At 50.7% G+C, this 23,078-nt stretch carries 22 protein-coding genes; 15 read left to right on the forward strand and 7 right to left on the reverse strand.

Annotation, left to right across the window (positions count from 1 at the left end; translation table 11 throughout):
- Nucleotides 1-96 precede the first annotated feature (96 nt).
- A complete protein-coding gene (locus D6M16_RS22360; RefSeq protein ID WP_155804952.1) occupies nucleotides 97-234 on the forward strand; it encodes a hypothetical protein in 138 nt (45 codons plus the stop codon).
- 164 nt (nucleotides 235-398) lie between these two features.
- Here D6M16_RS22360 and D6M16_RS21915 read toward each other — a convergent pair whose 3' ends face one another.
- Both D6M16_RS21915 and D6M16_RS21920 read right to left on the reverse strand, forming a co-directional pair.
- Nucleotides 399-1,253: a hypothetical protein gene (locus D6M16_RS21915; protein WP_162941130.1), complete on the reverse strand. Its 855-nt coding sequence runs from the start codon at nucleotides 1,251-1,253 to the stop codon at nucleotides 399-401.
- 88 nt (nucleotides 1,254-1,341) lie between these two features.
- Complete coding sequence (locus tag D6M16_RS21920; RefSeq protein ID WP_120513974.1) at nucleotides 1,342-2,424, reverse strand: tyrosine-type recombinase/integrase; 1,083 nt, start codon at nucleotides 2,422-2,424, stop codon at nucleotides 1,342-1,344.
- Nucleotides 2,425-2,508: 84 nt separating this feature from the next.
- Here D6M16_RS21920 and dusA point away from each other — a divergent pair, with 84 nt between their 5' ends.
- From dusA to D6M16_RS21955, 7 genes are all read left to right on the forward strand, one after another.
- Complete coding sequence (gene dusA / locus D6M16_RS21925; RefSeq protein WP_120513975.1) at nucleotides 2,509-3,537, forward strand: tRNA dihydrouridine(20/20a) synthase DusA; 1,029 nt, start codon at nucleotides 2,509-2,511, stop codon at nucleotides 3,535-3,537.
- Between the two features lie 223 nt (nucleotides 3,538-3,760).
- Nucleotides 3,761-4,012, forward strand: coding sequence for an envelope stress response protein PspG (gene pspG, locus D6M16_RS21930; RefSeq protein WP_120513991.1), 252 nt, complete (start codon nucleotides 3,761-3,763; stop codon nucleotides 4,010-4,012).
- 129 nt (nucleotides 4,013-4,141) lie between these two features.
- Nucleotides 4,142-4,798, forward strand: coding sequence for a TIGR04219 family outer membrane beta-barrel protein (locus tag D6M16_RS21935; RefSeq protein WP_120513976.1), 657 nt, complete (start codon nucleotides 4,142-4,144; stop codon nucleotides 4,796-4,798).
- 110 nt (nucleotides 4,799-4,908) lie between these two features.
- Entirely contained in the window at nucleotides 4,909-5,142 is a 234-nt protein-coding gene (locus tag D6M16_RS21940; protein ID WP_027254029.1) for a hypothetical protein, read from the forward strand.
- A gap of 165 nt (nucleotides 5,143-5,307) precedes the next feature.
- Entirely contained in the window at nucleotides 5,308-7,128 is a 1,821-nt protein-coding gene (locus tag D6M16_RS21945; RefSeq protein ID WP_120513977.1) for an assimilatory sulfite reductase (NADPH) flavoprotein subunit, read from the forward strand.
- Complete coding sequence (cysI, locus tag D6M16_RS21950; RefSeq protein ID WP_120513978.1) at nucleotides 7,128-8,819, forward strand: assimilatory sulfite reductase (NADPH) hemoprotein subunit; 1,692 nt, start codon at nucleotides 7,128-7,130, stop codon at nucleotides 8,817-8,819. Before D6M16_RS21945 ends, cysI begins: the two co-directional genes overlap by 1 nt.
- Nucleotides 8,812-9,573, forward strand: a complete 762-nt coding sequence (locus D6M16_RS21955) for a phosphoadenylyl-sulfate reductase (protein ID WP_120513979.1) — start codon at nucleotides 8,812-8,814, stop codon at nucleotides 9,571-9,573. The genes cysI and D6M16_RS21955 overlap by 8 nt, the downstream gene beginning before the upstream one ends.
- A gap of 143 nt (nucleotides 9,574-9,716) precedes the next feature.
- Here D6M16_RS21955 and D6M16_RS21960 read toward each other — a convergent pair whose 3' ends face one another.
- A complete protein-coding gene (locus tag D6M16_RS21960; protein WP_120513980.1) occupies nucleotides 9,717-10,205 on the reverse strand; it encodes a DUF2780 domain-containing protein in 489 nt (162 codons plus the stop codon).
- Between the two features lie 173 nt (nucleotides 10,206-10,378).
- On the reverse strand, nucleotides 10,379-10,999 hold the full coding sequence (locus D6M16_RS21965) for a BamJ family beta-barrel-assembly machinery protein (protein ID WP_120513981.1): 621 nt from the start codon (nucleotides 10,997-10,999) through the stop codon (nucleotides 10,379-10,381).
- Nucleotides 11,000-11,136: 137 nt separating this feature from the next.
- Here D6M16_RS21965 and D6M16_RS21970 point away from each other — a divergent pair, with 137 nt between their 5' ends.
- Entirely contained in the window at nucleotides 11,137-11,844 is a 708-nt protein-coding gene (locus D6M16_RS21970) for a LysM-like peptidoglycan-binding domain-containing protein (RefSeq protein WP_120513982.1), read from the forward strand.
- A gap of 8 nt (nucleotides 11,845-11,852) precedes the next feature.
- Here the strand turns inward: D6M16_RS21970 and D6M16_RS21975 are convergent, their stop codons facing one another.
- The 3 genes from D6M16_RS21975 to D6M16_RS21985 form a co-directional block, all read right to left on the reverse strand.
- On the reverse strand, nucleotides 11,853-12,317 hold the full coding sequence (locus D6M16_RS21975) for a GNAT family N-acetyltransferase (protein ID WP_120513983.1): 465 nt from the start codon (nucleotides 12,315-12,317) through the stop codon (nucleotides 11,853-11,855).
- A 73-nt stretch (nucleotides 12,318-12,390) separates the two neighbouring features.
- On the reverse strand, nucleotides 12,391-12,963 hold the full coding sequence (locus tag D6M16_RS21980; protein WP_120513984.1) for a Crp/Fnr family transcriptional regulator: 573 nt from the start codon (nucleotides 12,961-12,963) through the stop codon (nucleotides 12,391-12,393).
- A gap of 97 nt (nucleotides 12,964-13,060) precedes the next feature.
- A complete protein-coding gene (locus D6M16_RS21985) occupies nucleotides 13,061-15,016 on the reverse strand; it encodes a bifunctional 2',3'-cyclic-nucleotide 2'-phosphodiesterase/3'-nucleotidase (protein ID WP_120513985.1) in 1,956 nt (651 codons plus the stop codon).
- A 396-nt stretch (nucleotides 15,017-15,412) separates the two neighbouring features.
- On the opposite strand from D6M16_RS21985, the gene cysG reads away from it, so the two are divergent.
- Genes cysG through cysQ form a run of 6 tightly spaced genes read left to right on the forward strand, consistent with a single transcriptional unit; the run spans nucleotide 15,413 to nucleotide 22,317 of the window.
- A complete protein-coding gene (gene cysG / locus D6M16_RS21990; protein ID WP_120513986.1) occupies nucleotides 15,413-16,825 on the forward strand; it encodes a siroheme synthase CysG in 1,413 nt (470 codons plus the stop codon).
- A gap of 13 nt (nucleotides 16,826-16,838) precedes the next feature.
- Nucleotides 16,839-17,747 (forward strand): sulfate adenylyltransferase subunit CysD, encoded by a 909-nt coding sequence (gene cysD, locus D6M16_RS21995; protein WP_120513987.1) that lies wholly within the window; start codon nucleotides 16,839-16,841, stop codon nucleotides 17,745-17,747.
- Between the two features lie 11 nt (nucleotides 17,748-17,758).
- Complete coding sequence (gene cysN / locus D6M16_RS22000) at nucleotides 17,759-19,183, forward strand: sulfate adenylyltransferase subunit CysN (RefSeq protein ID WP_120513988.1); 1,425 nt, start codon at nucleotides 17,759-17,761, stop codon at nucleotides 19,181-19,183.
- A gap of 5 nt (nucleotides 19,184-19,188) precedes the next feature.
- Nucleotides 19,189-20,916: an SLC13 family permease gene (locus D6M16_RS22005; RefSeq protein WP_120513992.1), complete on the forward strand. Its 1,728-nt coding sequence runs from the start codon at nucleotides 19,189-19,191 to the stop codon at nucleotides 20,914-20,916.
- A 24-nt stretch (nucleotides 20,917-20,940) separates the two neighbouring features.
- The gene (cysC, locus tag D6M16_RS22010) at nucleotides 20,941-21,558 is read left to right on the forward strand and encodes an adenylyl-sulfate kinase (RefSeq protein WP_120513989.1); all 618 of its coding nucleotides are present in this window, start codon (nucleotides 20,941-20,943) and stop codon (nucleotides 21,556-21,558) included.
- Between the two features lie 15 nt (nucleotides 21,559-21,573).
- Entirely contained in the window at nucleotides 21,574-22,317 is a 744-nt protein-coding gene (gene cysQ, locus D6M16_RS22015) for a 3'(2'),5'-bisphosphate nucleotidase CysQ (protein ID WP_120513990.1), read from the forward strand.
- Nucleotides 22,318-23,078: the final 761 nt, after the last annotated feature.

Consider the following 23,078-nt stretch of genomic DNA (forward strand, 5'->3'; position numbering starts at 1 on the left):
TGTAGTCGGGGCTATCGTCGTCGACGTGCTGGGAATGCGCTCTATGGTGCGCTACCTGCTGGAATTCTTCTCACACAAATTCAGAGGGAAACCGACTTGATAGAGATACTGCAACAACTCACCGCAATGGGCTTACCGCCCACCATGATCGCGCTGCTCATCGTGCTGTACAAGCAGGACAAGCGGCTAACAATACTGGAAACGAACGTACAACTGGGGAAAAAGCATGGCTAAGACAGGACTGAAAAGTAACGGCACACTGAAGAAAGGCTACCGCTTCGCCAAAGGTGGCCGGGTGGTGAAAGCGAAGAATGCGACTATAAAAAAGAAAAGTAAGTAAATTGATAGCCCACTATGGCATGTGGGCTTTTTTAATAATTTACTAATAGGTTAGTTGTTTATTGCAAGTCAATATAAATGCGAATAATATCTCCTTTGTATTTTTCGCCCATTATTTTATACACGCCATCACCGTATACGGTTTTAATACTAAATCCAGCACCGGATTCACCGGCCTTAAATGGTAACTCCCCATATCCTAACTTGGAACTGGTTGCATAGGCTGAACCTGCGTATGAATATGAATAGGGGCGTTCTTCTTCAATGAGGATTAATGTTTTTTCATTTATTAATTCAAAGTATTTCTTGTTATACGAAGGGTGTGTTTCGTCAAATCTTTGAAAGTCAATGGCATGTTGATAAACCTCACCTGTGTTTATGTCTTTGTATTTATTAAGTGGTTTGTATTCTAAATCTTGCCATTGGCTGTCAATATAGCAGGGGTCAGTAATCATCAGTGATGCGGAGTCCACAAAAACTTCACCTAGTTCAATTAGGTCAACTTCATTTTCTGGGATTATTACTTCATCATCAATCTCTGAGTCATAATAGGTTAAAGCTCTGCTGAAATATTTTGTCCTCTCAACTTCGCTTTTGAGTTGATTTATTTGTCTGTTTTTTTCTTCTATCTCACTAGAGTTTTTTTCTGCATCTTGACTTAAGCGAACAAGCTCTTTTGTGTGTATTTCAATGCGGTTATTTAAAATGCTTTCAATTGCTTCAGGAGACCTCTTTTCTAGATCGTTAGCTTTATCTTTCCAAAATGAATAATTCTTTTCCAATAGTTTTAATTGTTCGTCTTTTATTTTTAATTTTTCATTAATGTTTTTGATGTATGCAACATATAGCCACCCTAAAGCTGCAAGCATTAATGAATTTATCCCTAACTGAAAATAGCTAACAATTTCTTTCAAAATATATCCCCTAAGTGAACCTGTACTTAAGAAGTTTAAATAGTGAATTACAATAATCCACTGTTTAATATCTGGTCAAATAATTTCTTTATGATGAAAGACCTTCAACTTTTTTATTATGCAGCTTGTAAGGATATAGCTGTGTATACACCTGCCAAAGAATATTCAGGTTTCGATGCCCCGTGACCTGTGCTACCTCTTCAATGCTATAGCCTTTTTCAAACAAGCGGCTAGCGCCTTCTCGGCGTAGATCGTGATAACGCAAATCCTCAATCCCTAGGCTGTTCCGTACCCGTTGGAAGCCCGCAGTGACGCTGCGAGGGTTGTACGGAAAGATCAGTTCATTTCTCTTTTCTTGTCGCATTGCTATATCGAAGGATTCGCCCAGCAGGGGCACAATCATGTGATTGCCTTCTTTCTTACGTGGGTCTTTGCGATCCCGGACGAGCACAGTTCTTTGCTCTTCGTTTAGGTCTTCCCAACGAAGACCACAGACTTCTCCAATCCGCATACAGGTCAGGATGCTGAAATCCAGAATATCAGTGAATGGAATTCGGGTTGGGCCGTTGCTTCTATATTCCTGTCTGGCTTTTAGGCCCTCTTTAAGGCGTTCAATCTCGCCATCGGTTGGGCGGCGAGTTCGTTTTTGGCTTTTTCCCACCAAACCCATATCAATCAGAACTGGAACTGCTTCATCAAAGACGGCTGGATTCGCTTTGATATCAAAAACGGGCTTTGCTTTCTTCATGACGGAGCGCAGATAGGCCACATCATGATAAATGGTTGCCGGGGCCGCGCCTGCTTTCTTTCTGTTTTCACAGTGCTCGATTAGATCGCTGGTTCTGAGTTCATCGCTCGACACTCGTGCAATATCGCAGTCCCGCAGCATCTGAATGACGTAGCGCTTTGTGCGGCCTGTGTTCTCCCATAAGCTCATTTTGAGCATGAATTTATCCAACAGTACCCCCAGGGGTACTGGTTTGTCTTTCAGTACCCCTTCAGTTTCTAGTTCGCTGACCCTGTTGCGTCCGAACGTCCGGGCAAGATCCTTTTTCCTGAAAGTTTTCGATTCCCTATGTATAATGCGGCCCTGCTGCTTGACGAAGATTGTTACTTTGTACCGCAGTTCGCCGTTTTTGAGTTGTCGTTTTTCGATCGTGAATGAGGCCATGTTGTCCTACTCTCAAAGGGGTACTGTGAGGGGTACTGTAGAACGGAATTCGGGCAATTTCAATGAAATTACAGGAAATTCAGAATGACGCTAGATGTTGAAAAAACTCAGGAAATTCGCGGCCTCGCGGGTGATTACCCCTCCTGTCGCTTCTCCGTAGCACCCATGCTCGATTGGACGGATCGTCACTGCCGTTATTTCCACCGACTGTTGTCGCAGCATGCGCTGCTGTACACCGAGATGGTGACGACGGGGGCGATTATTCATGGTAAAGGGGATTTTCTTTCTTATAACGAGGAAGAGCATCCGGTGGCGTTGCAGTTGGGTGGCTCGAATCCGGCGGATCTGGCGCATTGTGCCAAGCTGGCACAGGAGCGCGGTTACGATGAAGTGAACCTGAATGTCGGTTGCCCGTCTGATCGTGTACAGAACGGCCGCTTTGGCGCGTGTCTGATGGGCGAGGCGGATCTGGTGGCTTTGTGCGTGTCAGCCATGCGTGAAGTGGTGGATATTCCGGTGACGGTGAAAACCCGGATTGGTATTGATGAGCAGGACTCTTATCAGTTCCTGGTCGATTTTGTCGGTACTGTGTCTGAAAAAGGCGGCTGCGATAACTTCACTATTCATGCCCGGAAAGCCTGGCTGAGTGGCCTGAGTCCGAAAGAAAACCGTGAAATTCCGCCGCTGGATTACCCGCGAGTGTATCAGTTGAAGAAAGATTTTCCGCACCTGACTATGGCAATTAACGGCGGGGTGAAAACGCTGGCCGAGATCGAAGCCCATCTGGAGCATCTTGATGGCGTAATGGTCGGGCGCGAAGCGTACCAGAATCCGTATATGCTGGCGGAGCTGGATCAGCAGTTATTCGGCAGCGAACGTCCAGTTATCAAACGCCGGGAAGTGGTTGAAGCCATGTATCCATACATTGAGCGTCAGCTCGCGAACGGTTCGTATCTGGGTCATATTACCCGTCATATGCTGGGATTGTTCCAGAATATGCCGGGTGCACGTCAGTGGCGCCGGCACATCAGCGAGAATGCGCACAAGCCGGGTGCGGGCATTGAAGTGGTTCAGCAGGCACTGGATAAAATTCCTGCTCATCTGGATGTGTGATTACCCTGCAAGATATAGTGAGTTTGACCACACGTTATCGTCAAATTTGCTAACTTAGCCTGTAACGCCGCGATCTGAGAACGCGGCGTTTTTGTATCTGATTGAAAAACAAGTGTTTGCTGGGTGGCTGAGTATTGGCCCGAAACCTGCAGTTAACCAGCAGCAATGCAGGAAAGGGGCAGAACGGGTTCTGTTACCTACGTATGTGAGTGGAGAGACTGGAATGGTAGAGTTTTTATTTTTGCTGGTGTTTGCCGGTGTGCTGGTCATGACAGGGATCAGTTTGATGGGCATGGTTGTCGCGATAGCGGCCGGTTTTGCGGTCATGGCGCTGGCGGGTTTATTAGGCGTGGTGATTAAACTGCTGCCATGGATTATTTTGATTGCAGTTGCTGTCTGGCTGTACCGCGGAGCACGTCGCGAGTCGTTGATTCGCTCGTCGCGTCCTCGTGATATGCATAGACGCAAATATTAGCATGTTCAAAAAGTGAGCTTGAGCCAAATCCCTGATTCCCGGCGATGAAATGCAGTTTTATTACATAGCATCTGGTATAGTCTGGCGCAGAAAAATCAAAGCACAATTATAAAGAGCGGAGACTCAGAAATGAAAAAAAACATGCTTTCAGCAGCGGCCGTCGCAGTGGCAATTGCAGCAGCAGTACCTGCTCAGGCAGACATGCTGCTGGGCGGTACAGTAGGCGCGGATGCCTGGATGAGCAGCGCTGAAATTAACGATGCAGTAGACGGTGGCGACAAAACCATTCCTTCATTTTATGCATCGTTTGAACATTTTATTCCACTGATTCCGAACGCACGTATTGCTTACGCCAATGTAGAATCGGATGCGGTGGCATTTAAACAAACTGACTTTACGCTGTATTACGAGATTCTGGATAACGATCTGGTTGCTGTGGATGTGGGTGTGTCACTGATTAAATTCGGTGACGGCGAGTACAACGCGCAAGGTCACATGCAGACGTTTGACGATGAGTGGCAGCCAGCGATTTACGGTAATGCCGAAGTCGGTATTCCTATGACACCACTGGCGGTATTTGTGGAAGGTAACGTCGGTAGCTTTGATGATACCAGCACGCTTGATGCTAAAGCGGGAATGAAGTTCACCATTCCTTTGGTGGCGGCAGATCTTAATCTGCGTGGCGGATACCGCGTGATGGATTACGATTTCGATGCGATTAATAATCCTGCCGGCAGCAAAGTGAAGCTGGACGGATTCTTTGCCGGTGTTGAAGTCGATTTCTGATCGGTTTAGCGCTGTTGAACAAAGCCATGCTAAACGCATGGCTTTTTTGTTGCCTGTTTGCTGAGTTATAGGCCATTTTTAAAGTGGGCATTGATGCAGGAATCAGGCAGATGACAATTACCGAGTTACAGCGTTTATATGCGGACAGCGAAATAGTGGAAGCTGTGATTGAGCCTTCACTGCAGGCCAACGGCTGGGTGGTCGAATTTCGTCATCGCCGTGGTGGCTTTGTCACCCTGACTGACGGCTCAGGCAGTGAAAAGTGCTACAGGGACATAGACACAGCCACTGAACGTGCCTTTGAGGTAGGTTTTCATCAGGTACGTATTGCCGATCATTTCTGAATGCCGGGCGCCTGATCCTCCGGATTGGGCGTCTTTGTGCCGCTTAATTTGCTAACCTTCTGCTTTTCTCTTCCAAAAAGTTATAAAACATTCTTATCTATTCTTTCTTGTTATTTCGTCGAGTAGCTAATCTACCCTTACGCAATGTAAAGGGATCGTCGTGTCATGTTACTTAAGGAACTCTCGGCTTTAGCCAGCCCTCTCAATGATCAGCAGATCGGTCAGCTGCAACAGACAGTCGCAGAGCTGTCACCACAGCAACTGGCTTGGATCAGCGGTTATTTCTGGGGATTAAGTCAAACCCAAACGGCGGGCCAGCAGCCTGCCGGTCAGCCCATCGCCGCTGTAGCAGCGAAACCGGCTGGCAAACTTACCATTATTTATGCCTCTCAGACGGGGAACGCCAAAGGCGTTGCTCAGGCGCTGAAGGAAGAAGCGGTTGCGGCCGGTATCCAGGCTGACGTGTTTGCCTCTGGCGATTACAAAGGCAAAAACCTGGCCAAAGAAACCCACGTGATCATAGTGGCCTCAACCCACGGTGAGGGTGAAGCGCCGGATGATGCCATGGAACTGCATGAATTCCTGCAGTCCAAGCGTGCGCCTAAGCTGCCGAATCTGAACTATGCCGTACTGGGTCTGGGTGACTCCAGTTATGAATTCTTCTGCCAGACGGCCAAAGATTTTGACAGCTACCTCAGTAAGCTGGGTGCCAAACCTTTTGTGGATCGTATCGACTGTGATGTTGATTACGATGCCCCGGCCGCCGAGTGGCGCGCCAAGGCGCTGGAGACCATCAAAGACGAACTGCTGGGCGGCAATGATGCCGAAGTGGTTCAGTTGCATGTGGCTCAAAACGCGACAGCGGCTATTTCTCAGTACAACAAGCAAAATCCGTATGCGGCAGAGCTGCTGGTGAGCCAGAAAATTACCGGTCGTGACTCCGGCAAAGATGTCCGCCATGTGGAAATCGATCTCGGTGAATCCGGCCTGACTTACCAACCGGGTGATGCGCTGGGCGTCTGGTATGACAATGATCCTGTTCTGGCCGAAGCACTGGCTGCGAAAGTCGGCCTGACCGGCGACGAAAGCGTGGAAGTGGACGGCCAATCCTACAGCCTGAAAGACGCGCTTATTCACAAATACGAAATCACTGCTGCTAACCCACAGCTGGTGACCAAGTTCGCTGAACTGTCTGGCTGCAAAAAGCTGCAGAAGCTGGTGGAAGACAAAGACAAGCTGCGTGAGTACGCGGCAAACACTCAGGTGATTGATGTCTTTGCCGAGAAGAAAACCCAGCTGAGCGCTGAGCAGTTGCAAGGTTTGCTGCGTCGTTTGACGCCGCGCCTGTACTCGATTGCATCCAGCCAGGAAGAAGTGGGCGAAGAAGTGCACCTGACTGTCGGTCTGGTGGAATATCAGCACGGTGAAGAAAGCCGCTTTGGCGGAGCTTCCGGCTTCCTGTCACACCGTCTGGAAGAAGGCGCCAACGTTCGTGTGTTTGTTGAAGGTAACAATAACTTCAAACTGCCGGCAGATGATAATACCCCTGTGATCATGATTGGTCCGGGTACAGGTATCGCGCCTTTCCGTGCTTTTGTGCAGGAGCGTGATAACCGCGATGCTGAAGGGAAAAACTGGCTGTTCTTTGGTGACCGTACCTTTACCCAGGACTTCCTGTATCAGGTGGAGTGGCAGAAGTACCTCAAAGACGGCATTCTGACCAAGCTGGATGTGGCTTTCAGTCGCGATCAGTCTGAGAAAGTGTATGTCCAGCACCGTATTCTGGAAAATGCGGCAGAACTTTGGCAGTGGCTGAAAGACGGCGCACATATTTACGTGTGCGGCGATGCCAACCGGATGGCAAAAGATGTGCATGAGGCACTGATTACTGTTGTTGAGCAGCAGGGCGGCAAAAGCCGCGAAGATGCCGAGCTGTATTTGAATGATTTGCGTAAAGCCAAACGCTACCAGAAGGATGTGTACTGATGACTGAGAAACTGTCCGATAACGAACGCCTGAAACGCGAGAGTAACTTTCTGCGCGGGACCATTGAGCAGGATCTGCAGGACCGCATTACCGGTGGCTTTACGGCTGATAACTTCCAGCTGATCCGTTTCCACGGTATGTACCAGCAGGATGACCGCGATATCCGCCCTGAGCGTCAAAAGCAGAAACTGGAACCTTTGCACAACGTCATGCTGCGTGCCCGTATGCCGGGAGGCATTATCACCCCGGAACAATGGCTGGCGATTGATAAATTCGCGCAAGACAAAACCATGTACGGCAGTATCCGTCTGACCACCCGTCAGACATTCCAGTTCCACGGTGTGCTGAAGCCGGATATCAAGCTGATGCACCAGACACTGAACGAGTACGGTATCGACTCGATTGCCACCGCTGGCGACGTAAACCGTAACGTGCTGTGTACCTCTAACCCGGTGGAGTCAGAACTGCACCAGCAGGCGTATGACTGGGCGAAGAAGATCAGTGAACATCTGCTGCCTCAGACCCGTGCTTATGCAGAAATCTGGCTTGATGGCGAAAAAATTGAAGGACACCAGGATCAGGAGCCTATTCTGGGTTCGAATTACCTGCCGCGTAAATTCAAAACCACAGTGGTTATCCCGCCACAAAATGATGTGGACGTGCACGCGAACGACCTGAATTTTGTCGCTATTGCTGAAAACGGACAGCTGATCGGCTTTAACGTGCTGGTGGGCGGCGGTTTGGCCATGACCCACGGTGATACAGCGACGTATCCGCGTCGCGCCGATGACTTTGGTTTCGTGCCACTGGACAAAACGCTGGATGTTGCCGCCGCTGTGGTGACCACGCAACGTGACTGGGGTAACCGCTCAAACCGTAAGAACGCGAAAACCAAATACACTCTGGATCGTGTCGGTGTCGATGTCTTCAAGGCGGAAGTTGAGAAACGTGCCGGTGTTACTTTTGAAGCCAGCCGTCCTTACGAGTTTACTGATCGCGGTGATCGTATCGGCTGGGTAGATGGGATTGACGGTAAATACCACCTGACGCTGTTCATTGAAAACGGTCGTATTCTTGATTACCCGGGCAAACCGCTGAAAACCGGTGTGGCTGAGATTGCCAAGATCCACAAAGGGGATCTGCGCATGACATCCAATCAGAACCTGATCATTGCCGGCGTGGCCAAAGAAGACAAAGCGACGATCGAAAAGATCGCCCGCGATCATGGTTTGATTGATGACGGTGTCAGCGTGCAACGTCAGAATTCAATGGCGTGTGTATCGCTGCCAACCTGTCCGCTGGCGATGGCGGAAGCCGAGCGTTTCTTGCCTGAATTCGTCACCGATTTCGAAGGCTTACTGGAAAAACACGGTCTGGGTAAAGACGAGCACGTTATTTTGCGCGTGACCGGCTGTCCGAATGGCTGCGGACGCGCCATGCTGGCAGAAATCGGTCTGGTGGGTAAAGCCCCGGGGCGTTATAACCTGCACTTGGGCGGTAATATTAACGGCACACGTATTCCTAAGATGTACCGTGAAAATATTACTGTTGATGAAATCATGACTGAACTGGATCAACTGGTGGGCCGTTGGGCAACCGAGCGTGAGGACGGTGAAGGCTTCGGTGACTTTACTATCCGTAGCGGCATCATTGCACCTGTTGAAGTCTCTGTGAGGGATTTTTATGCCTAAATATGCGTTGGCGGATTTGCTGAGTGCCACCAAAGTGGAGCAGATCCTTCAGCTGGCGGAAATTAACGCCGAGCTGGAGCAGATGACAGCCCAAGAGCGGGTTCGCTGGGCGCTGGAATTTTTGGATGGCAACTTTGCGTTAGCCTCCAGTTTTGGTATCCAGTCTGCGGTCATGCTGCATCTGGTGACTCAGGAGTCACCCAATGTACCTGTGATTCTGACGGACACGGGATACCTGTTCCCTGAAACCTATCAGTTTGTCGATTTTCTGACCGAGCGGCTGAATCTGAATCTCAAAGTGTACCGTTCAGAGCTTAGCCCGGCCTGGCAGGAAGCACGCTATGGCCAGCTGTGGACTCAGGGTGTTGATGGCATTAAGCAGTACAACAAAATGAACAAGGTGGAGCCGATGCGCCGCGCACTGGAAGAGCTGGAGGTGAAAACCTGGTTCTCTGGCCTGCGTCGGGAGCAGTCGTCATCCCGTGCGACCTTGCCGGTACTGGCGATTCAGAACGGTAAATTCAAATTCCTGCCTTTGATCGATTGGTCAGAGCAGGACATTGATGAATACCTGCTGAAATTCGATTTGCCTTATCACCCATTGCTGGCTCAAGGCTATCGTTCTGTCGGTGATGTTCACACCACAGTAAAGTGGGAGCCGGGCATGAAAGAAGAGGAAACGCGTTTCTTCGGCCTGAAGCGGGAATGTGGTCTGCATGAAGATGATGCAGAGAGCGACGGTTCCGGTATCTAATCAGACAGCTTTACATTGTGGAAATAAAAAACCTGATCGGGAAACCGGTCAGGTTTTTTTATTGGTAATCAGAAAATTGACCTGAGGCTGACAGCCAAAAAAGGTGAAATCGTTACGCTCGCAGCCCGGTATCAGGTTGTTATTCAGCTGGCTGGTGTCCAGATTTTGGTCAGAGTATCAATCAGGCCGGCACTGGCGCCCTGCGTACCTAAAAATTGCGTGATAATGGGAACGAACTGACTGATCATACTGGCGTCTAATCCTAATGCAGTGAACACTGGACCCAGCGCGTCCATATTGTTCAGCATGCCGCCCAGTCCGGCAGGAATGGCGTCCATCAGATTTTCTGAACCCGGGATCAGCTTGGTCAGCTCGGTGGCCTGATCGCCGCTTAACTGGCTGGCCGCCATGGACAGCAGTGCACCGGCGCCGCCCGCGGCCTGCTCAGTACTGACACCGAGCTGATCGGTCAGCATACTGGCGAGGGGGTTGTCGGCCAGGGCTTCCATTTTATCATCACCGCCGCCGAATAAGTCGGACAGGCTAAAAGCGTGGGCGGCAGGGCTAAGGGCCAGACAGGCCAGTAATGGCATCGCAACCAGCCAAAAGCGTTGGAATAGAGCTCGGGTCATAGTGTTCTCCTTGGAATCGTTATGAGGTTTTCCCGTGGGGAAGGCGTAAGCTACTCTAAGCGTAGTCTGGAAAAGAAAAAAGAGGGCGTTTGTCAGGTTATTGTCAGGGTATGTTGCTGATATGAGACAAAAAAAACGGTGCCGCAGCACCGTTTTTCAGAAGGACGCAGGACTTACAGGATGTCCAGCAGCTCAACTTCGAAAACAAGTGCAGCGAAAGGTGGGATGGCAGCACCCGCGCCACGCTCACCGTATGCCAGGTTTTGCGGAATATACAGTTTCCACTTAGAACCGACAGGCATCATTTGCAGAGCTTCTACCCAACCTGCGATAACGCCGGTAACAGGGAACTCTGCTGGCTGACCACGGGATACTGAACTGTCGAATACAGTGCCGTCAGTCAGCTGGCCGTGGTAGTGAACACGTACTTGTTTGTCAGACGTTGGGATGTCGCCGTTACCTTCAACCAGAACTTCGTACTGAAGACCTGATTCGGTGACTGTTACTTCTGGACGCAGTGCGTTATCTTTGAGGAAGGCTTCGCCTTCAGCAGCGGCAGCTTTAGCCTGTACCTGACGAGCTTCTTCAGCGCGGGTGTGCAGATCACGCAGTGCGTCGTTGATGTCGTCTACAGCGATTTCTGGCATGTCGCCAGTCAGCGAGGTTGCGATGCCTTTGGCAATGGCAGCAACGTTCAGGCCTTCCAGGCCACTTTGAGCCAGTTGCTGGCCCATTTGCAGACCAATACCGTAGCTCGCTTTAGTTTCAACTGTATCTAGTTTAACGTCAGACATAGTGTCGTCTCTTTATGTCGAGTGAATTAAGCGGGCAGGATAACAGTTTCAACCCTCAGGGGTAAACTTTTGTGAACAGAGGTCGCATCAAAGCGTGACCCTGAAGTTTTGGCGCAGAGTGATGGAGAGTAGTTGTTATGGGACAAGCGAAACGCCGTAACCGGAAGAAATCGGCCCCGGCCCTGCCACAGGTGTCGCTGACGGAGTGGAAGACCCGGCTCAGTCAGCTGAACTGGCGTGAAGCCGGCAAGCTACAATGGCAGAAGGTCCGACTGAGGGTGCAGCCCTACTGGCAGCAATTGCCAGGGTTTCATCGTAAAGCCTTACTGGTACTGATCCCTGTGGTGTTTGTGCTGTTCCTGCTGCCGGCCTCAGAACCCGAGTTAAAGATTCCCGGCAGCGAGCCTGTGCGTCAGGAAGTGGCGCTGAACCTGGATGAGCCCGCGCGTTTACCCGTCGGCGAGCGTCCGGAGCCGGCATCACCACCTCGTCCGGCAAACATCAAATCTGTAGCGTCGCAAACCGCGGTGACGACGTCATCCTCTACAGCGAAGACAGCGCCCCGGCCGTCTGCATCTTCTGAAAACTGGATGAACTATGAAGTCAAAAAAGGCGAAACCCTGGCGACCATCTTTCGTGCCAAGTCGTTACCTTTGACAGATCTCTACGCGATTGCGGCGATTGAAGGCAAAGACAAACCGCTCAGTTACATTAAATCTGGCCAGTTATTGCGCTATAAACAACTGGCCAATGGTGATCTGGATGTCCTGCAGATTGAGAGCCGCGATGGCGATCCTGTGATGTTCTTCCGCCGCTCTGACGGTAGTTTCGCCCGCGGTCAGTAACGGAAAGGTCAGGCGGCTGCGGGGTTTTTCGTCAGCCGCATATCAATATGGGGAATGCCGTCTTCCAGGTATTCGTCAGAGCTTGGCTCAAAGCCAAAGCGCCCGTAATAACTCTGCAAGTGCGACTGTGCGCCGATTTCAATGTCCTGTCCCGGCCACAGTTGCTCGGCGTACGCCAGCCCTTGGGTGAGCAAAGTATTGCCCATCCCTTTGCCCCGCGCCGCTTCCGCGGTAATCACCCGTCCGATACTGACACAATCGTAGGTTGTGCCTGCCGGTAATAGCCGCAGATAAGCCATCAGGCTGCCATTGTCATAAGCGATTACATGATGCACATCCCGAGCTTTGTCGTGGCCATCAAGTTCCGGATACGGACAGTGTTGCTCAACCACGAACACATCTACCCTGAGTTTCATGATGTCATATAGCTGATCAGTGGTGAGCTGATCAAAGCGAAGGCATTGCCACTGCATTGATTATGTCCTTTTAGGGCTGCTGTTCCTGAGCACCAGCATAAAATGCGCGATGAAATCCCGCAACCGGCGTTTATTTCCCTGACGCGGCCAGATGGCGCTGCAGGCTGTCCAGCTGACTCAGTGACAGGTTCAGAAACGATGCCAGCTGTGGCGCTGTGATGTGTGTGGCCAGCTCACCGACGCTGTCTGTAAACAGGGCATAGCGTCGGGCCGGGCTGTACAGGCGCATGAACTGCTCTTTCTGCTCCCGGAACAGCAATTGTCTCTCGGCCAGGGCCATATACAGGGCAGGCATGTCTTGTCGCCAGCGAAGAATCAGCTCTGCAGGCAGTGTCTTAATCAGACAGGGTGATAGGGTTTCCAGCAAATAGGGGGAGCCTTCATCGGTCAGCAGGCTTTCAAAGCCAATCAGCAGATCCTGTTCCCAGAAGAAATCTTTGCTGATGGTTTTGCCGTCTCCGGTGATGTAGCAGGCATGGCACAGGCCATCAATCAGAAAAAACGCCTGTGATGCCAGCTCTCCCTGATTGATCAGCACATGTCGGGTAGGGAGTTCTAAGGGTTCGGCCAGCGACAGTGCCTGATCGATAGTGGCCTGATCGGCACCGTGCAGAGCCAGAAATTGCGCGAGTGGTGAAGTCATAGTCTTTTGTCGTTGTTGAGGTCTTCTTTATTTAGCTTACCAAAAAATACCGCGACCATTGGCCGCGGTATCGGGATCTTGCAAAGAGGTTTTGAGATCAGTGCTGCAGGTCAATCCGGTAAACCGCAAAGCCGGCGGCATCGGTCGCCACTTGCTGCATTGGATACTGGCCTTTGTTTTTGATAAAGGAGGCCGCTTTATCGCTCGGTGAGGTCTCAAAACGGATATCCAGTGCTGTCTTGCTCTTAAGCGGAGCAAAGCGCCAGTTGTTGTCGGCACTCGGCGTCACCTGCCCTTTCTCTTTGCTGACCCGACTGATGTAACTGGCCAGCACAGTGCGGTTTTCATCCGGTGCCGCAAAGGCGATGAATTGTTCGCCCGTACCGGCAAACTTGGCACTGTAAGCGCGGTAATTGTTGGTAGCAATAATAAAGGGCTGGGCCGGATCAAGCGCTTTGCCCTGATAGGTCAGTTGTTGAATACGCTCAGCTTCTGGGTTGATCAGCTTGCAGTCACCATCGTAACGGGCGGGCTGTGAGACATCTATCTGGTATTGAACACCGTCAATCACATCAAAATTATAAGTACGGAAGTCTTCCCAGTTGATCAGCGACTGCGGTGAGGCTGAGCTGAGGTCGATCTGGTTAAATTGTCCGGCAGAGCATTCCAGCCACTCTTTGACTTCTTTCCCTGTCACTTTCAGCGCCACCAGGGTGTTGGGGTACAGGTACAGATCCGCTGCGTTGCGAAAGGTCAGCTGACCGGCTTCCACTTCGGTGTAGTTGCCCGGATCGTTCGCCCGGCCGCCCGCCTTGAACGGGGCGGCTGCCGACAGCACAGGCAGGCCGTCTAAATCCGGATCGCCCTGAATAAAGCGCTCGACGTAATCTTTCTGTGCCAGGTTCACTATCTGGACGGTCGGATCATCCTGTACCAGCGCCAGATAGCTATACATCACGTCACTGGCTTGACCGATTGGCTGGTTGACGAATTCACGCGTTCCCTTGTGATCCGCCTTCACGGCTGCGACCAGTTTACTGTCCGCCGCTACCTGTGCTTTACCATCGGCAAATATCGGGCGGGCCTGGGTTTGACGCTCAGTCACCGTCCACTTGCCATTTTGCCGGGTCAGTACCAGATCGATCACCCCCAGATGATCGCCCCAGCGGCCGGGCATGACCGCCGCGACACCATTGATTGTGCCTTTTGCGATGTCCGTATTGGGCAGGTTGGCAAAGGTTTGGCTCGGAAAGACGGCGTGGGCATGGCCGAAAGCGATCGCATCAATGCCTTTCACTTCTGTCAGGTAATAAACCGAGTTTTCCGCCATCGCTTGGTAAGGATCGGCAGACACACCAGAATGCGGAATCGCAACTATGACATCAGCGCCTTCGGCTTTCATCTTCGGCACGAAATAGTCTGCGGTTTGCTTGATGTCTCTGGCGCTGACTTTGCCTTCCAGGTTCTTTTTATCCCAGGTCATAATTTGCGGCGGAACAAAGCCGATGTAGCCTATCTTGATGTCATGCTCTGCGCCGTCGGTATCTTTCAGGCGGTAGGTTTTAATCAGATAAGGGGTAAAGAGGTTCTCTCCCGTTCTGAGGTCGTAGACATTGGCGTTGATATACGGAAACTGGGCGCCTTTTAATGCCGTCTGCAGGAAATCCAGCCCGTAGTTGAATTCATGGTTACCTATGTTGCCTACTTCGTAATCGAGCGGGTTCATGGCTTTATAGACAGGGTGAACACTACCGTCTGCCAGACCTTTCGCTGCTATGTAGTCGCCCATCGGGCTGCCCTGAATCAGATCGCCGTTATCAACCAGCACACTGTTTGCAACTTCGCGTCTGGCCTGCTCGATTAAGGTGGCGGTACGGACCAGCCCGGTTTTCTCGGTCGCTTTATCTTTGTAGTAGTCGTAGTCCATGACATTGGCGTGAATGTCTGTGGTTTCAAGAATGCGCAGCTGAATGGTGTCTGCCAGTGCCGGACCAGCTGCTGCCAGCAGGGCGGCCAGTACGGCAATTGAAAGCGGTTTTGTTCTTAAGGACATGATTTCACCGTCATTATTAAGTCGTTAACGCGCTAAAAGTAGCAAAAATACTGTCGCTGAAATGCAACCGCTTGTCAGATATGTGACCTGAGTGTGCTTCCTTGTCATATGCAATGGGGTTGTTTTAAAACTGCCGTGTTCAAAGGCAGGGAATTGACGTAAGAGTTAGATCTTAAAGGCATAAGATAAGCTTTTTTGGATGTAAAAAAGCGAGAAAGTGATTGTTTTATACGGAGTTAGGGGCGATTAGCTGTCATATCCGGATGGATTGTTCCCACAGGGCAGTTAAGTCAGCCAAGCTAAACTTTTGGGAATAAAAAATGAAATTTTAGAATTTCAGGTAATATCCTGCCCCGTCTATAGTGCTGTTACGTACAGAGAGTAAGAGCAGTGACTATGGACTATTTACCTATTTTTGCCGATTTAAAGCGTCGTCCATGCCTGGTGGTAGGCGGGGGAGAAGTGGCCTGGCGTAAAACCCGGATGCTGCTCAAAGCCGGTGCCGACGTTCGTGTCATTGCTCCTGAACTTAATGCCGATTTTCTGCAGGCGTTAAATAACGGCGACATCTCGCATCTTGCTGAGCAATTTATACCAGAGCACCTTGACGGTATTTTTCTGGCTATCGCAGCAACCGATCGCAAAGCCATCAATGCGCTGGTGTACCAGTCGGCGAACCAGCGTCAGGTTTTAGTGAATGTAGTAGATGATACCCAGCGCTGCAGCTTTATCGTGCCATCCATTGTTGATCGCTCTCCTCTTATTGTGGCTATTTCATCTTCTGGCAAAGCGCCGGTACTGGCGCGTATGGTTCGTGAGAAGCTGGAAGCCTTGCTGCCTCAGCACCTTGGCAAGATGGCAACCCTGGCAGGCCAGTTCCGGGATCGCCTGAAGAACACGGTGAAAAGCCTCTCTGCCCGTCGTTTGTTTTGGGAGCAGGTATTTGACGGCCGTTTCGCAGAACTGGTTGCCGCCGGGCAAGATAAAGACGCTGAGCAGGAATTGATCCGCCAGTCCCAGCAGGTTGCGACTCAGGGTCAGGTGGCGCTGATTGGCTCTGGCCCCGGTGATGCCGGTTTGCTGACCCTGCGTGCGCTGCAGCTGATGCAGCAGGCCGATGTAGTGCTGTATGACTATCTGGTATCGGACGAAATCATGGATCTGGTACGCCGTGATGCGGAGCTGGTCTGTGTTGGCAAACGCGCCGGTTATCACAGTGTACCGCAGGAAGAAACCAACCGCTTGCTGGTGGAATATGCCAGTCAGGGCAAGCGGGTGGTTCGCCTGAAAGGCGGCGATCCTTTTATTTTCGGCCGCGGTGCTGAAGAGCTGGAAGTGCTGTTTGATGCCGGTATCCCGTTCCAGGTTGTGCCGGGTATTACGGCCGCAGCCGGTGCTACGGCGTATGCCGGTATTCCTCTGACGCACAGAGATCACGCACAAAGTGCCATGTTTATTACCGGTCATACCAAGCCGGACAGCGATAATCTTGATTGGTCGACACTGGCCCGTGGTAAGCAGACGCTGGTGATTTATATGGGGCTGATGAAATCAAGCCATATCCAGCAACAACTGATTCAGCATGGCCGTGCAGCAGAAACGCCGATTGCAATTATCGAGCGTGGCACGCAGGCATCACAAAAAGTCTTCAGAGGCCAACTGAGCGAGCTGGCTCAACTGGCAGAAAATGCAGAATCGCCGTCACTCATTGTGGTGGGTGAAGTGGTGACTCTGGCGGATAAATTACATTGGTTCGGAAAGCAGGAACAACAAGGGCAACCACACCCCGCTGTCGTGAGCCTGGCTTAACATGGAGAGAAAGATGGATCCGAAACGCCTTACCCACCTTAAGCAGCTCGAAGCGGAGAGTATTCATATCATCCGTGAAGTGGCCGCTGAGTTTGATAACCCTGTGATGATGTACTCCATCGGTAAAGATTCCTCGGTGATGCTGCATCTGGCCCGCAAAGCTTTTTATCCGGGCAAAATCCCTTTTCCGCTGTTGCATGTCGATACTGACTGGAAATTCCGCGAAATGATTGAGTTTCGCGATGCGACAGCGAAGAAATACGGGTTTGACCTGCTGGTGCATAAAAACCCGGAAGGCATGGCAATGGGGATCAACCCGTTCGATCATGGCTCGTCAAAGCATACCGATATTATGAAAACCCAGGGCCTTAAGCAGGCACTGAACAAGTACGGTTTTGACGCCGCCTTTGGTGGCGCCCGTCGTGACGAAGAGAAATCCCGTGCCAAAGAGCGTGTGTACTCTTTCCGCGACAAGAACCATACCTGGGATCCTAAAAACCAGCGCCCTGAGTTATGGAAGACCTATAACGGCCAGATAAACAAAGGCGAAAGCATCCGTGTGTTCCCGCTGTCGAACTGGACTGAGCTGGATATCTGGCAATACATCTACCTGGAAGGCATCGATATCGTGCCGCTCTACCTGTCTCAGGAACGTCCTGTGGTTGATCGCGACGGCATGCTGATCATGGTGGATGATGATCGCATGAAGCTGCGTCCGGGAGAGAAGATTGAACACAAGAGCGTTCGCTTCCGTACTCTGGGTTGTTACCCGCTGACCGGGGCGATTGAATCTGAGGCCAAAACCTTGCCTGAGATCATCGAAGAAATGCTGGTGGCGACCTCCAGTGAGCGTCAGGGACGGGCGATCGACCACGATCAGTCAGGATCCATGGAATTGAAGAAACGTCAGGGTTATTTCTAAGGAGTCGGGACATGAACAGCGCAATTCAACAACAAGTAGCTGAGCTGGGCATTGAAGCTTACCTGGATCAGCACCAGAACAAGTCTCTGCTTCGTTTCCTGACCTGTGGTTCAGTGGATGACGGCAAAAGTACGCTGATTGGGCGTCTGCTGCACGATTCACAGCAAATTTATGAAGATCAACTGGCCGCTATTCATGCGGACAGCCAGAAAGTGGGCACCACAGGCAGTAAGCCGGATCTAGCATTGCTGGTTGACGGTCTGCAAGCGGAGCGTGAGCAGGGCATCACTATTGATGTGGCTTACCGGTATTTCTCGACCCAGAAACGTAAGTTCATCATTGCAGACACCCCGGGGCATGAGCAGTACACCCGTAACATGGCGACAGGGGCCTCTACGTGCGATGTGGCGGTGATCTTGATTGATGCCCGTAAAGGCGTTCTGGATCAGACCCGTCGCCACTCTTATATTGCCAGTCTGCTGGGGATCCGCCAGTTTGTGGTGGCCGTCAACAAGATGGATCTGGTCGGTTTTGAGCAGGCCCGCTTCGAGCAGATCCGGAATGATTATCTGGCGTTTGCTGAAAAGCTCAATGCTGACATCAATATTCAGCTGGTTCCGCTGTCAGCGCTGGAAGGCGACAATGTGGTTACGGCAAGCGAGCACACGCCCTGGTATGAGGGCGAGCCGCTGCTGTCTTTGCTGGAAAGTGTTGAAATCAACAAAAAAGTGGACGGCGAATTACGCTTCCCTGTGCAATATGTTAACCGCCCGAATCTGGACTTCCGCGGTTTCGCGGGCACATTGGCTTCCGGTACTGTGTCGGTCGGTGATGCAGTGAAAGTATTGCCTTCAGGTAAATCTTCAACTGTCGCCCGTATTGTAACTTTTGACGGTGACCTGGAGCAGGCCCATTCTGGTCAGGCAATAACCCTGACTCTGAACGATGAAATTGATATCAGCCGCGGAGACACTGTTGTTCATGCCGGTGACGAAGTGGCCCTTAGCAACCAGCTATTGGCCGACATTGTCTGGATGGCAGAATCACCATTGGAAATTGGTCGTCAATACGATATCAAAGTGGCCGGTAAGAAAACGCTCGGCTCGGTCAGTGCGATTCGCCATCAGGTGGATATCAACAACCTGGACACCTTTGCCACCGATGTGCTGCCTCTCAACGGCATTGGTCTGTGCGAAGTGGTGCTCAATGAGTCTATCGCGATCGATTCTTATCAGAACTGTGCCGATACCGGTGGTTTTATTCTGATTGATCGCCTGACTAATGTGACGGTAGGTGCTGGTATGGTGCGCGAGGCGCTGACGGAATCTGCACCGTCTCAGCAGGCATACAGCGCTTTTGAAGTTGAACTCAACGCGCTGATCCGCAAGCACTTCCCGCACTGGGGTGCCCAAGATCTCAGTAAGTTGCTGGGGTAATGCCAATGGCATGGGAACAAGCTCTGGTACTGGCGATGCTGGTGGTGATCATAACCTGTTTGATCGCCACCAGAATCAAACCTGCCTATTTGTTTGCAGGTACAGCCTTTATTGGTTTTCAGACCGGGATGATAGAGCTGTCAACTTTGGCGGGTAATTTCACCAACGCGTCGTTGCTGACTCTGGTCCTGCTGATCCTTGTTTCCATTGCTCTTGAAAAAACGCGCCTGATCAGTTGGGTCGGGCGCCAGATTTCTCAGGGAGGACAAACGTCTGTGGTGGCCAAACTTGGCCTGTCGACGGCCTTCCTGTCTTCCTTTACCAATAACACGGCAGTGGTGGTGTCCTTGATTGGCGCCGTAAAGCGTAATCAGCGCCATGCGCCGTCTCGTTTGTTAATCCCATTGTCTTATACCGCCATATTAGGCGGTACGCTGACCCTGATTGGTACCTCGACCAATCTGATTGTAAACAGCTTTGTCGAAGATGCAGGATTACCTAGTCTGGGCTTTTTTGCGCCATCAATGATTGGACTGGCTGTATTGCTGGTCGGGCTGGTTTTCTTGATCCCCCTCAGCCACTTTCTTCCTAATTATGATGACAGCAGCCAGGATGAACTGCCGTACTTTCTGGAAGCCAAAATAGAACCGACCTCATCACTGGTTGGCAAGTCGGTCGCTGAAAATGGTTTACGGGCACTGCGCCGCTTGTTTCTGGCGGAAATCATTCGTGATGGCAAGACAATTGCCCCTGTGTGTCCCGAGACGGTATTGCAAGCCAGTGACAGACTGCTGTTCTGTGGTGATATTGAAAGTGTCACGACCTTACAGGAAATAGACGGGCTGAGGTTATTTGGCCAGCATCATCTCAATGGGCAGTCCATGATGGAAGTGGTGGTCAGTCATTCTGCCGGTATTCGGGGTAAGACGCTGAAAAGCGTGCAGTTCCGTGAACGTTTTGATGCTGTGGTGGTGGCGATCCGTCGCGGCCATGAACGTCTGGCCGGTGGGCTGGGTAATATTGAATTGCATCCCGGTGATACCCTGGTGATTGTACCCGGCAAGACCTTTCACGAGAAAAAGCAGACGTTAAATCGTGAATTTGTACTGATCAACGGCCTGGATTCCAGTGCCCGGCTGGACAGCACCAAGAGTATGGCCGTGCTCGGTGGTTTCGTTGCCGTGATTACTGCCGGTCTGTTGGATGTTTTACCTCTGATCAAAGGGCTGGCCGGTTATCTGTTACTGTTACTGGCAACCGGTATTATCAGCTTTGCTGAAATTCGTCGCCGTTTTCCTATTGATATAGTGGTGATTGTCGGCTCTGCACTTTCACTGGCCCAATTGATGCTTGCCAGCGGCCTGTCTGAGCGGATGGGCACTATGATGATGACCTCCTTTAATGGATGGGGCGTCTATGGTGGATTAGTGGCAGTGTATCTGCTGACTTTGCTGATGACTGAGCTGGTGACGAACAATGCGGCGGCAGCCTTGTCTTTCCCCTTGGCGTACAGTCTGGCTCTGAGCTATGGGGTTGATCCTATGCCCTTTATTATGGCGGTGCTGTTTGGTGCCAGTGCCAGTTTTATTTCACCTTATGGTTATCAGACGAATTTGCTCGTTTACACCGTAGGCAACTATAAGTTGCGAGATTATCTACGGATCGGATTGCCGTTTTCCGTGATTTACTCAGTGGTCGTATTAGCCCTGATCCCGCAGTTCTTTCCTTTTTAATGTGTTTTAGCAACGGAGTGTAAAATGACCGCTGTCGTTCAACCCCATGAAAATGAAAACGTGGTCTGGCACAATCACCAGACAGATAAAGCACAGCGTGCTCAGTTGAAAAATCAGAGACCCTGCGTTCTGTGGTTTACCGGATTGAGCGGCGCTGGAAAATCGACGGTGGCCGGTGCGCTGGAAAATCGCCTGACTGAGCAGGGCTTCCATACTTATCTGCTGGATGGCGATAATGTTCGTCATGGCCTGTGCAAAGATCTTGGTTTTTCTGCTGAGGACCGTAAGGAAAATATTCGACGCATCGGTGAAGTGGCCAAGCTGATGGCCGATGCCGGTCTGATTGTTCTGACCGCTTTCATTTCTCCTCATCGCACAGAACGTCAGTTGGTCCGTGAACTTTTGCCTGAGGGGGAATTCATTGAAGTCTTCGTAGATACCCCTTTGGCGGAGTGTGAAAAGCGAGATCCTAAAGGGCTGTATAAGAAAGCCAGAGCCGGAGAGATTAAAAACTTCACCGGTATTGATTCTGAATATCAGCCGCCAGCGGATCCTGAGATTCATCTGCAGGCGGGCAATGCATCGGTTGATGAACTGGTTACTCTGTGCGTGGAAGCATTAAAACAGCGTCATATCATTTAAGACAGGGAGTACAGCGTGAGCGCACTACTGGAGTCTATCTATCAGGTTGCACTGGAAGCAGGGCAAGCCATCATGGACTGCTATCACAGCAATGTCCGGGTTGAGGAAAAAGCGGATAAGAGTCCGGTCACTGAAGCTGATCTGGCTGCCAATGCGGTTATAGTCGGCCATTTATTACAACTTACCCCCGATATCCCCATTCTCTCTGAGGAATCTTCTCATACTGAATGGCGTGAGCGTCAGCACTGGAAATCATTCTGGCTGGTGGACCCGCTTGATGGAACAAAAGAGTTTCTTCGGAAAAACGGCGAATTCACGGTGAACATTGCCTTGATTAAAGAAGGCCGGCCCGTACTTGCCGTAGTGCATGCTCCTGCTTTGGGTAAAACCTGGCTGGGAGACGGCAGTAAAGCCTGGCTGCAAACCAAGGCTGGCCGGGAGCCAATCCGGGTCAGAGAGGCAACCGTGCCCACTGTTGTGGGGAGCCGTTCGCATCCAAGTCCGGATATGGCTGACTTTCTTGATAAGCTGGGTCAGCACAAGATGACCGAAGTAGGGTCATCGTTGAAATTTTGTCTGGTTGCAGAAGGAAGGGCGCAATTCTACCCACGTTTAGGGCCAACCATGATGTGGGATACCGCTGCCGGCCAGTGTATTGCGGAAAGTGCAGGAGCATCTGTCACCTTATTTAATCAAGAGCCTTTGCTATATCATAGGGAAGAGTTGCTGAACCCTTCTTTCCTGGTTAGCTGTAAGTAAATACTTTTCTGCCGTCGGGGCAATCCCGACGGGTTGCTCTTCAGCTTTAGAGGTTTGAGCTGATCGCCCCTCGCTTTTTACACTTTCCTTTGAGTCTCTGCTTATTTGTCTTGCCGGTTCCATGTCGGTTTTGGCTGTTTTTTGTGTTTTTTATTAGTTTCGGAGTAAAAGGCCGCCAATTACAATAAAATTATCAAAAAAACACTTGCTGCTTTCAGCTAACTCCCTATAATGCCGCCTCACTGACAGGGCAGGGCGGGTTTTGAATAAGTTCTTCGTAACTTGTGCATAACTTGTGATGAACTGAAAGGGCGCAAAAGAACAGAAAAATCTGGTTGACAGTGTTTTTTGTTTTTGTAAAATGCGCACCCTCACCGAGATATTTGGTTGAAAGCTTCAAATCTTGATGTTTTCTTTGGTGAGTGCTTGGTTAAGAAGGTTTTCGAAAAAATATTTGAAAATAAAGCTTGACTAAGGAAATGGGCTCTGTATTATACGCAGCCTCTGACCAACAAGTTAAATGTTGAGTCAACGTTCTTTAACAATTTGACCATGCAATCTGTGTGGGCACTCGACAATGATACAGTCATAAAAGATTTATCAGTGAGCTGAGTGACCAAATGGTAGCGCTTTTTCGAAAGGGTTACCGGCACAGTCAATTCGTTTCAACTTCGGTTGGAACATCAGTAATCACTGAGCCGCCTTTCTTCGGAAAGGCAACAAAACTTTAATTGAAGAGTTTGATCATGGCTCAGATTGAA

Source organism: Photobacterium salinisoli (assembly GCF_003614885.1).
GTDB classification, from domain to species: domain Bacteria; phylum Pseudomonadota; class Gammaproteobacteria; order Enterobacterales; family Vibrionaceae; genus Photobacterium; species Photobacterium salinisoli.

Coding starts and splice junctions, on each gene's coding strand:
- D6M16_RS21920 (WP_120513974.1), bottom strand. CDS start 2,424: ATGGCCTCATTCACGATCGAAAAACGACAACTCAAAAACGGCGAACTG.
- dusA (WP_120513975.1), top strand. CDS start 2,509: ATGACGCTAGATGTTGAAAAAACTCAGGAAATTCGCGGCCTCGCGGGT.
- pspG (WP_120513991.1), top strand. CDS start 3,761: ATGGTAGAGTTTTTATTTTTGCTGGTGTTTGCCGGTGTGCTGGTCATG.
- D6M16_RS21935 (WP_120513976.1), top strand. CDS start 4,142: ATGAAAAAAAACATGCTTTCAGCAGCGGCCGTCGCAGTGGCAATTGCA.
- D6M16_RS21940 (WP_027254029.1), top strand. CDS start 4,909: ATGACAATTACCGAGTTACAGCGTTTATATGCGGACAGCGAAATAGTG.
- D6M16_RS21945 (WP_120513977.1), top strand. CDS start 5,308: ATGTTACTTAAGGAACTCTCGGCTTTAGCCAGCCCTCTCAATGATCAG.
- cysI (WP_120513978.1), top strand. CDS start 7,128: ATGACTGAGAAACTGTCCGATAACGAACGCCTGAAACGCGAGAGTAAC.
- D6M16_RS21955 (WP_120513979.1), top strand. CDS start 8,812: ATGCCTAAATATGCGTTGGCGGATTTGCTGAGTGCCACCAAAGTGGAG.
- D6M16_RS21960 (WP_120513980.1), bottom strand. CDS start 10,205: ATGACCCGAGCTCTATTCCAACGCTTTTGGCTGGTTGCGATGCCATTA.
- D6M16_RS21965 (WP_120513981.1), bottom strand. CDS start 10,999: ATGTCTGACGTTAAACTAGATACAGTTGAAACTAAAGCGAGCTACGGT.
- D6M16_RS21970 (WP_120513982.1), top strand. CDS start 11,137: ATGGGACAAGCGAAACGCCGTAACCGGAAGAAATCGGCCCCGGCCCTG.
- D6M16_RS21975 (WP_120513983.1), bottom strand. CDS start 12,317: ATGCAGTGGCAATGCCTTCGCTTTGATCAGCTCACCACTGATCAGCTA.
- D6M16_RS21980 (WP_120513984.1), bottom strand. CDS start 12,963: ATGACTTCACCACTCGCGCAATTTCTGGCTCTGCACGGTGCCGATCAG.
- D6M16_RS21985 (WP_120513985.1), bottom strand. CDS start 15,016: ATGTCCTTAAGAACAAAACCGCTTTCAATTGCCGTACTGGCCGCCCTG.
- cysG (WP_120513986.1), top strand. CDS start 15,413: ATGGACTATTTACCTATTTTTGCCGATTTAAAGCGTCGTCCATGCCTG.
- cysD (WP_120513987.1), top strand. CDS start 16,839: ATGGATCCGAAACGCCTTACCCACCTTAAGCAGCTCGAAGCGGAGAGT.
- cysN (WP_120513988.1), top strand. CDS start 17,759: ATGAACAGCGCAATTCAACAACAAGTAGCTGAGCTGGGCATTGAAGCT.
- D6M16_RS22005 (WP_120513992.1), top strand. CDS start 19,189: ATGGCATGGGAACAAGCTCTGGTACTGGCGATGCTGGTGGTGATCATA.
- cysC (WP_120513989.1), top strand. CDS start 20,941: ATGACCGCTGTCGTTCAACCCCATGAAAATGAAAACGTGGTCTGGCAC.